At 68.1% G+C, this 8,082-nt stretch carries 10 protein-coding genes; 1 reads left to right on the top strand and 9 read right to left on the bottom strand.

The annotated features are described in order from the left end of the window. Positions 1-135 precede the first annotated feature (135 nt). A complete protein-coding gene (locus tag NX1_RS02210) occupies positions 136-420 on the bottom strand; it encodes a glutaredoxin family protein (RefSeq protein ID WP_068052726.1) in 285 nt (94 codons plus the stop codon). 108 nt (positions 421-528) lie between these two features. Here NX1_RS02210 and NX1_RS02215 point away from each other — a divergent pair, with 108 nt between their 5' ends. Continuing rightward, positions 529-1,554 (top strand): HAD family hydrolase, encoded by a 1,026-nt coding sequence (locus NX1_RS02215; protein ID WP_373864857.1) that lies wholly within the window; start codon positions 529-531, stop codon positions 1,552-1,554. 140 nt (positions 1,555-1,694) lie between these two features. Here the strand turns inward: NX1_RS02215 and NX1_RS02220 are convergent, their stop codons facing one another. The 8 genes from NX1_RS02220 to NX1_RS36760 all read right to left on the bottom strand — a co-directional run. Beyond that, positions 1,695-2,723, bottom strand: a complete 1,029-nt coding sequence (locus NX1_RS02220; protein ID WP_068052730.1) for a lysophospholipid acyltransferase family protein — start codon at positions 2,721-2,723, stop codon at positions 1,695-1,697. After that, positions 2,720-3,751, bottom strand: coding sequence for an NAD-dependent epimerase/dehydratase family protein (locus NX1_RS02225; protein ID WP_068052734.1), 1,032 nt, complete (start codon positions 3,749-3,751; stop codon positions 2,720-2,722). Before NX1_RS02225 ends, NX1_RS02220 begins: the two co-directional genes overlap by 4 nt. A 283-nt stretch (positions 3,752-4,034) precedes the next feature. After that, on the bottom strand, positions 4,035-4,136 hold the full coding sequence (locus NX1_RS34975; protein WP_003402602.1) for a 30S ribosomal protein bS22: 102 nt from the start codon (positions 4,134-4,136) through the stop codon (positions 4,035-4,037). Between the two features lie 244 nt (positions 4,137-4,380). Next, positions 4,381-4,569 (bottom strand): helix-turn-helix domain-containing protein, encoded by a 189-nt coding sequence (locus NX1_RS02230; RefSeq protein WP_040696222.1) that lies wholly within the window; start codon positions 4,567-4,569, stop codon positions 4,381-4,383. A 292-nt stretch (positions 4,570-4,861) separates the two neighbouring features. Then, complete coding sequence (gene proC, locus NX1_RS02235) at positions 4,862-5,683, bottom strand: pyrroline-5-carboxylate reductase (RefSeq protein WP_068052737.1); 822 nt, start codon at positions 5,681-5,683, stop codon at positions 4,862-4,864. A gap of 23 nt (positions 5,684-5,706) precedes the next feature. Beyond that, positions 5,707-6,594 carry a thioesterase family protein gene (locus NX1_RS02240; RefSeq protein ID WP_084500825.1) on the bottom strand — a complete coding sequence of 296 codons (888 nt, stop codon included), beginning with the start codon at positions 6,592-6,594 and terminating at the stop codon, positions 5,707-5,709. 107 nt (positions 6,595-6,701) lie between these two features. Further along, a complete protein-coding gene (locus NX1_RS02245; RefSeq protein WP_068052943.1) occupies positions 6,702-7,577 on the bottom strand; it encodes a sugar phosphate isomerase/epimerase family protein in 876 nt (291 codons plus the stop codon). Between the two features lie 141 nt (positions 7,578-7,718). After that, positions 7,719-8,082, bottom strand: a 364-nt coding sequence (locus NX1_RS36760; protein ID WP_507762091.1) for an Rv0497 family membrane protein, incomplete at its 5' end; no start/stop codon positions are given.

The raw sequence follows: 8,082 nt of genomic DNA on the forward strand, positions 1-8,082 counted from the left end.
GGCTCCGCAGCCTCGGCATGCGGGTCGCGTGCCACCACCGTAACCGCTTGTGAAGCCCTGCACAAAGTCGGTGAAATTGGCCTCATTTTCGGCCGCGACCAGCGCGGCGGCCAAATCGGACACGGATCACATCGATCAGCGACCCAGATCAGCCCGCAAACGCGCCTCGTCGACGTCGAAGTAGCTGTGTTCACGACCGTCCAAGAGCACGACGGGCAGCCGGTCGCCGTACTCCGCGCGCAGGCCAGGGTCGGTTTCCGCGTGGACGTCGACGTCGAGGGTGCCGGGTTCGATACCGAAATCCGCGCAGATCGCCCGCAACTGCTCGAGCGCCGTGGCACACAGCCCGCAGCCGGCCCGGGTCAGCAAAATCACTTCGTGCGCGGGCGGTGCGGCGGCGCTTTCTGTGGGATTGGTCATGGCCGATATTAAATCCCCTCGCTACTGCACTCGGCGCGCGTGGTCTTTCGGGTGACTGTCGGTGAATCCGGTTAGTGTGGACGTGGTTCGCGCGAACGGGCGGAGGTACTGGTGCCGGAACGATCGAGGGTGGAGAGGGCCGGGTTCATCGCGGGCCGGTTCGGCGAGTTCCCGGTGCGGTGGCACCTGGGGCCGCTCGGCCAGGGGCTGCAGGACCAGCTCGCACGCATCTCCCGCAGTCCGTTCGGACCGAGCGAGGAGGAGGTCCGCGCCAATCTGGCGGGCGAGGCGAGCGCCGACGCGGCACTGTCGCTGCACGAATCGGAGCTGGCGACGGCCGAGCCGACGGGGCCGGAGATGCCGCGCGATCTCACCGCCGCGGCGTTCTTCGACGTGGACAACACGATGGTGCAGGGCGCCTCGATCGTGCATTTCGCGCGCGGTCTCGCGGCGCGCAAATACTTCAAGACCTCCGACCTGGTCGACGTGGCGTGGAAGCAGGTGAAATTCCGCGTCACCGGCAAGGAGAGCAGCACCGACATGGCCTCCGGCAAGGAGAAGGCGCTCTCGTTCATCGCGGGCCGCCCGACCTCGGAGCTGGCCGCGCTCGGCGAGGAGATCTACGACGAGATCATCGCGGACAAGATCTGGCCAGGCACCCGCGCGCTCGCGCAGATGCACCTGGACGCGGGCCAGCAGGTCTGGCTGGTCACCGCGACGCCGGTGGAGCTGGCCCAGGTGATCGCCAAGCGGCTCGGCCTGACCGGCGCGCTGGGCACCGTGGCCGAGAGCGTCGACGGCAAGTTCACCGGTCGACTGGTCGGCGACATCCTGCACGGGCTCGGCAAGGCGCACGCCGTGCGCACGCTGGCCATCCGCGAGGGCTTGAACCTCAAGCGCTGCACCGCGTACTCCGACAGCCACAACGACGTGCCGATGCTCTCGCTGGTCGGCACGGCGGTCGCGATCAATCCCGACTCGGACCTACGCGAGCTAGCCAAGAACCGCGGCTGGGAGATCCGCGACTTCCGCACCGGCCGCAAGGCGGCCAAGATCGGCGTGCCGACCGCGCTGGCACTCGGCGCGGCGGGCGGCGCGGTGGCCGCGGCGGTCACCCGCCGGCGCGATCACTGAGTTTTTGGCGCGCTGGCGCGCGACCGCTCGTCAGGCTCGCTCCGTGTGGAGGGATCGGGTACGGATGTGTCTGTTCGGATCGGCGCGCACGTTGTCGCGACGCGGTGGGCGTGGGCGTCGCCCGGTCCGTGTAGAGACCCCTAACCGGTAAAGGCGTTGCGGCGCTTGGTGAGCAGCTTGTAGAGCGTCTGCTGGATGGTCTCGCGGACCTGGTCGGTGACCTCGAACATGGTCATCGGGTCGTCGGCGGCCTCCGGCTCGTAGGCCGTGGTGGCGATGGGCTTGCCGAATTCGATGTACCACTTCGAGGGCAGCGGCACCGCGCCGAGCGGGCCGAGGTGCGGGAACGTCGGGGTCACCGGGAAGTACGGCAGCCCGAGCAGGCGCGCCAGCGGCTTGATGTCGGCGAGCTTCGGGTAGATCTCCTCGGAGCCGACGATCGAGCACGGGATGATCGGCACGCCGGTGCGCACGGCGGCGGCGACGAAACCGCCGCGACCGAAGCGCTGCAGCTTGTAGCGGTCGGAGTACTGCTTGCCGACGCCCTTGAATCCCTCGGGGAACACGCCCGTCAGTTCGCCGGAGCGCAGCAGACGCTCCGCGTCCTCGCGGCAGGCCAGTGTGTGTCCGGCCTTGCGGGCCAGCACGCCGAGGAACGGCAGCTCGAAGATGAGGTCGGCGGCGAGCAGGCGTAGCGCGCGCTGCTTGGCGTGGTGGTCGTGGACGGCCAGCTGGAGCATCAGGCCGTCGATCGGGACGGTGCCCGCATGGTTGGCCACCACCAGCGCGCCGCCGACTTCGGGAATGTTCTCCATGCCGTTGACCTCGACGCGGAACCACAGGTCCGACAGCGGGCGCAGCGCGGGCAGGATGACCGATTCGAGCAGATGCTCGTCGAAGCCGAACTCGTCTATCTGGTAGTCGCCGGTCACGCGGCGGCGGGCGAACTCGGCGGTGCGGCCGATCTGCTTGCCGACCTCTTTACGAATCAGGTCGGACAGCGATTGCGGCGCCTGCGGCACGGCCGAGGCGAGCCGATCCGTCAAAGACGTGACGTGGCTCGGCTTCGTCTCCCCCGGCGTACGGTCCGGCCAGCGACGAGTGCTGGTGCGCTGCCTGGTTTCGATATTCAGATCATGAAGTTGGATGACTTTCGCCACGTCGTTCATTGGTGTGCTCCCGTACCGGCCCCTATGAGGCCGAGCAGTTTCTTTTCTGCGGCATCGATCCACGCTGGATCGAAGACGGGCCGCAACGCTGCGCCCCCGATGAAGTCGTCGAACGCCTGAACGGTTGTCCACCGCGGTTCGAAGCCGAGTTCGGCTCGCATTCGCGTGGTGTCCAGGCCACAGCCGAAATGGAAGTACTCGAGTTGTTCTCCGGTGAATTCCCGCATCACCGGCCCCATCAATGCGCGGCCCGCGGTGCGAAACACCGTGAACGGCACCGGCAGTTCGATGCGCCCCGCCCTGCGCACCGCCTGCGACAGCGCCAACGCACCATCGCCCGCGATGTTGTAGGTACCACCGGGGGCCGTTTGCGCCGCATGTGCCAGCGCGGCCACCGCATCTTCTTCGTGCAACAACTGCATTCGAGGGTCCCGGCCGAAGACGGTCGGTGTCACCGGTGAACGGAGATACTGTACGCCGCGCCCAGCCAGTCGCGGGCCCACAATCGGCGCAAAACGCAGAATCGATGCGGCGATATCAGGGCGACGCCGCGCGAGCCCACGGACGAAACCCTCGATTTCGATCATGTCGCGCGCAAACCAGCCGCGCGGCGGCGTGCGGGCGCTCATTTCCTCGGTGAATTTCGCCGGATCCTTGGCGCTGCACCCGTAGACCGCCGAGGTGGAGCGCGCCACGACCCGCCGCACCGAGGGCGACTTCTGACAGACCGCGAGCAACTGCATGGCGCCGAGTACGTTGAGGTCCTTCATCACCGCTCGTCCGCCGCCGGACGGCGGCGTGGCCAGTACCGCGGTGTGCACGACGGTGTCGACCTCGTTGCCGCCGATTACCTTGCGAATCAATGGATTTCGAATATCGCCGCGAACGAACTCGGCGCGTCCCATGCGGCGCCGCAGTTCCCGGCTCGGTGACATGCTGTCGACGGCGAGAATACGCTCGATGGCGGGATCCTGGGCGAGCTTGGCCACCACGGCGCTGCCGAAGAAGCGGCTGGCGCCGGTCACCATCACGATCTTGGGCGTGTGCCCGTCTCTTATGTCAGATCCCACCGCAGCACCGGTTCCCACCTACCAGGCCCCCATTTACATTTATTGGCGGTTCCAGAGTAACCGCTACCGTCTGGGTCGCCGAGGTTATTAACCAGGATCTAACGATGACTTCAGTCACCTGATACATAGAATCGGTTTCAAACTGAACCATTTCAAAGACAGAGGCCCGCCACCGAGTGGTGACGGGCCTCGTGTCACACAGGCGCCGGCCGGACGACGTCCGCCCTACCGGCGCACATGCTCACTTGCCGAGTTTGCGACGCTGAACACGCGTGCGGCGAAGCAGCTTGCGGTGCTTCTTCTTCGACATGCGCTTGCGGCGCTTCTTGATCACAGAACCCATAGGGTGTCCTCGCGTTCTCTCTACTCGGCGCGCACGCGATGGCGTACGCCTAGCTGATTTCGGCATCCGCGCCGCCAGCGGCCACCGGACACCACGAACTGGCGCCGCAGGCAGGCGAACACGAACGAGGGTTCATCCTACCGGTATCGGATCGGGACCCGAGCAAGGGCCCTCGCGGTCCAGGGCGCCGTCATCCGCGGGCCGCCGCGCATCGCCACGGGGCCCTTGCGGCGGCGAAACCGCCTCAGCCTGCGTCGAAGTAGGACGTCTCCAGGTAATCGTGCACGGCTTTGGCGTGCACGCGGAACGACCGGCCGACGCGCACGGCGGGCAGCTCGCCCGAATGCACCAGCCGATAGACCGTCATCTTGGAAACCCGCATCAGATTCGCCACTTCGGCGACCGTCAGGAATTGAGTGCCACCACCGAGCATCGACTGGCCGGACGATCCCGAACCGCTTTGCGCTCTACCTCCGCCTCGGCCACCGGATGGGCCGGACGAACCTGGGGGCGTCCCCGAGTTGTTTGCAGACATCTTGTTGGAAGACATCATCGCACCATTGACCTCCGGCACGTCCGCGCCGCCGGCTTCCCCACCGGCGGAACAGACACGCACGTGCTCCTTGAAGCTTAGCGGGGCCAATGGGATTGCTGCGACGTGTGTGAGAAATCAGCTTGTGACGCCCGGTTTGCCCCGAAAGGAACGTCAGATGTACAGCCGGGCGCTATTCCGTCGACGCGCCCTGCTCCGCCGACCGCCGCTTCGCCGCGTGCAGCGCCTCGAGAAACGCCGAGCGGACGCCGCCGCGTTCCAGCTCGCGAAGAGCGGCCGCGGTGGTGCCCGCGGGCGAGGTGACGGCCGCGCGCAGCTCCACCGCGCTCTGGCCGGACTCGTCGAGCAGCGCGGCGGAGCCGACCATCGTCTGCACCACCAGCTGGGTGGCCACGTCCCTGGTCAGGCCGAGCCCGACGCCCGCGTCCACCATGGCCTCGACGACGAGTAGGAAGTACGCGGGGCCCGATCCGGATACCGCGGTGACCGCGTCCATCTGCGACTCGGCCACGGTGACCACCTTGCCAACAGCGGAGAGCACCTCGGTGACCTGCTCCAGCTGTTCCGCCTTGGCGTAGCGGCCCGGCGCGAGCACGCTCATGCCCTGACCGACCAGCATCGGAGTATTCGGCATCACCCGCACCACCGGGAAACCCGCGGGCAGCTTGGCCTCCAGCCGCGCCGTCGGGACGCCCGCCGCCAGCGAGACCAGCACCTGATCGCGGTCGCCCGCGTTGAGCTCGGCCTTGCCGAGTTCGGTCAGCACAGCGTCCACGTCACCCGGCTTGACGGCGATCACCAGCAGATCGGCGCCGACGGCCGCGTCGGCCGCCTGGGCGGTGACCCGGACGCCGAACCGGTTCGCGATCAGCTCGGCCCGATCGGCGTGCGTCTCGACGACGACCAGATCCTTGCTCGCCCTGCCCGACTCGAGCAGGCCGGCGATCAACGCCTCCCCGATCCGGCCTCCACCGATCACCGCAATTCTCGTCATGGACGTAAAGATTAGTGTGCGCGTCAGCGGCGTTGCGGAATCAGTGCCAGCTGACGGCTCTGCGCGACCACCGCGCCGGTGCTGTCCAGGACGAGCTGGTCCTCGTCGAACATGCGTCCACCCACCTCATGGGAGGTGGCGATGATGCGCAACCAGCCGGGCGCGGGTCTGCGCCGGAGGTAGGTGGTCATCTGCACGGTGGGCGCCCAGCCGAACTGGCCGAGGTTCGCAGGCACCGGCGGGCTCATGTCGGCCGCCATCATCGCGAAGTACATGGACACGTCGGCGTCGCGCTGATCGCCCTCGAACGGACGCATCCACAACCGCAGCCGCGGCTCGCCCTGGGCGCCTTCCAGGAACTTCGCCCACTTCCGGTCCAGGTAGAGATCGGCGCCCTTGGCGACATGCACGATCTTGCCCATCGGAGAACCCTCGTAACCTATTGCGTCAGCGGCGGGTTCGGCGGGCATGTCGCTGTGCTCGGGCGCGTACAGCGGGTCCATGTCGTCGAGGTGACCGAAGGTGAAGGCGGTGCGCACCATGGCGCGGCCGTTCTGGCTGAGCGTGGTGTCGGCGAGGCAGATCTGACGGCCGACCTTGCGGATGTGCACCTCGTACTCGACCTCGCCGGGCTCGGGGGCGCCCAGAAAGTCCGAACTGGCGGAGATCGGCGCCATCTCGGTGAGCGTCGGCTCGGAGGCGCGCAGCCAGCGGGTCGCGGCGGCGGCGCTCGCGGCGACCATGGTGCCGCCGTGCACCTTCTCGCCGATGGTCCAGACGTCGTCGATGACGCCCGCGTAGCGTCCGACGCCCGCTTCGGCCGACAGCAGCTCGGTCAGCGCGCAGACCGCGCCGAACGGGCCTTCCGTCGCGGTCGGTTCGGCCGTGTCGGCGGTCAACTCCAGCGTCATCGTCACTCCTGTCGTGCTACCCCCAGACGTTCGTACAGCGTACAACCCTGGATCGCGGCGACGGCATTCCCGGAGCCGGGGCTGGATGAATGTCACACCGGGCAGTATCAGAGCTGATTCGCGTGCGCGGAGGCCGACGCGGGCGTGGGGGCCACCCCGTTCAGATGCAGCCGGGCGAAGGCCAGCGTGCGGTGCAGCATCGCGGCGCGATGGGCGGTGGTGCGGGCGTTCTGGGTGTTGATCTCGGCGACGGCGTGCCCGGAGAAGCCGTTGCGCACCAGCTGCGCGCAGATTTCGACACAGGGCTGAGTGCCGTCACCTGGAACCAGGTGTTCGTCGTGGGCCGCGCCGCGTCCGTCGGCCAAGTGCAGATGGGCGAGGCCGCTTCCCATCCTCGCGGCCAGCGCGAGCGGATCGGCGCCCGCGGTCGCGGTGTGCGAGAGATCAAGGGTGTAGTGCCGGAAGCCGGTGTCGGTCGGGTCGTAGGACGGGCTGAAGGCGGTCAGACCCCAGCCGGGGCCGCCGCGCCGCTCCAATCGCTTCGCCGCGCTCGCACCGCGGCCGAACAACGAATCCGCGCGCATCGGGAACATGTTCTCCACCGCGACGACGACCGGGCTGTGCTCTTCCAGCTCGGCGACCTGGTCGGCGAAGCCCTCCGCGTAGCGCCGCTGCCAGCGAAACGGCGGATGCACCACGACCGTCGCCGCGCCGAGCGTCTCGGCGGTCCGCACACTACGCTCCAGCTTGGCCACCGGGTCCGCGCCCCACACGCGCTGGGAGATCAGCAGGCACGGCGCGTGCACCGCGAGCACCGGAACGTCGTACTTACGGACGTAGGCCTGCACGGTGGCGATGCTCTGGCTGGCAGGCTCGGCCCACACCATCAGTTCCACGCCGTCGTAGCCGAGCTCGGCCGCGTACCGGAAAGCCGCCTCGGTGTTCTGCGGGTAGACGGACGCGGTGGACAGGCCGACCAGGATGTCGCGCCTCGGCCCGCCGGACGATCCGCCCGGCGCTCCCGCCGCCGGTTCGCCGGTCTGATCGGGCGCCGGTCCCCCGACCGCGCTTCCGATCCGAGTGTTCTCCGCCTGCCCGATGATCCCCACAGCCGCGCTCCCTACTCAGTTCGTACTGAGAAGAAAGGCTAGCGGCCCCAGCGTGACGAAGATGCCGACAACGACGGCGATCACCGTGCTGAGGATGTCATCGGTCCGGCGCAGAATCCGAACGAGCGCGACCAGACCGAGGATCACGATCATCGCCAAGGCCAACGCCACCCAGGGGAGCATCTCCCACATCCGCTCGAAACCCTTGAACAGCAACATTCCGGCGACCGCCGCGCCGGTGCTCTGGCCGCCGAGGATCATCCACTGCTTGCGGTTGGCGTCGTACTCGGCCTTGCGCGCGGCACGGGAGCGGCGCGGCGACGGCCGCTTGGCGGGCGCCGCGGTCCTGGCCTGCGGCTCGTCCTCGTCGTCCTCCTCG

The organism is Nocardia xishanensis NBRC 101358 (genome assembly GCF_001613365.1).
In the GTDB taxonomy this organism is placed as follows: Bacteria; Actinomycetota; Actinomycetes; order Mycobacteriales; family Mycobacteriaceae; genus Nocardia; species Nocardia xishanensis.

Excerpts from the sequence above, each read along its gene's own strand:
- NX1_RS02210 (WP_068052726.1), bottom strand. The coding sequence starts at position 420 with ATGACCAATCCCACAGAAAGCGCCGCCGCACCGCCCGCGCACGAAGTG.
- NX1_RS34975 (WP_003402602.1), bottom strand. The coding sequence starts at position 4,136 with ATGGGTTCTGTGATCAAGAAGCGCCGCAAGCGCATGTCGAAGAAGAAG.
- NX1_RS02240 (WP_084500825.1), bottom strand. The coding sequence starts at position 6,594 with ATGACGCTGGAGTTGACCGCCGACACGGCCGAACCGACCGCGACGGAA.
- NX1_RS02220 (WP_068052730.1), bottom strand. The coding sequence starts at position 2,723 with ATGAACGACGTGGCGAAAGTCATCCAACTTCATGATCTGAATATCGAA.
- proC (WP_068052737.1), bottom strand. The coding sequence starts at position 5,683 with ATGACGAGAATTGCGGTGATCGGTGGAGGCCGGATCGGGGAGGCGTTG.
- NX1_RS02230 (WP_040696222.1), bottom strand. The coding sequence starts at position 4,569 with ATGCTCGGTGGTGGCACTCAATTCCTGACGGTCGCCGAAGTGGCGAAT.
- NX1_RS02225 (WP_068052734.1), bottom strand. The coding sequence starts at position 3,751 with ATGGTGACCGGCGCCAGCCGCTTCTTCGGCAGCGCCGTGGTGGCCAAG.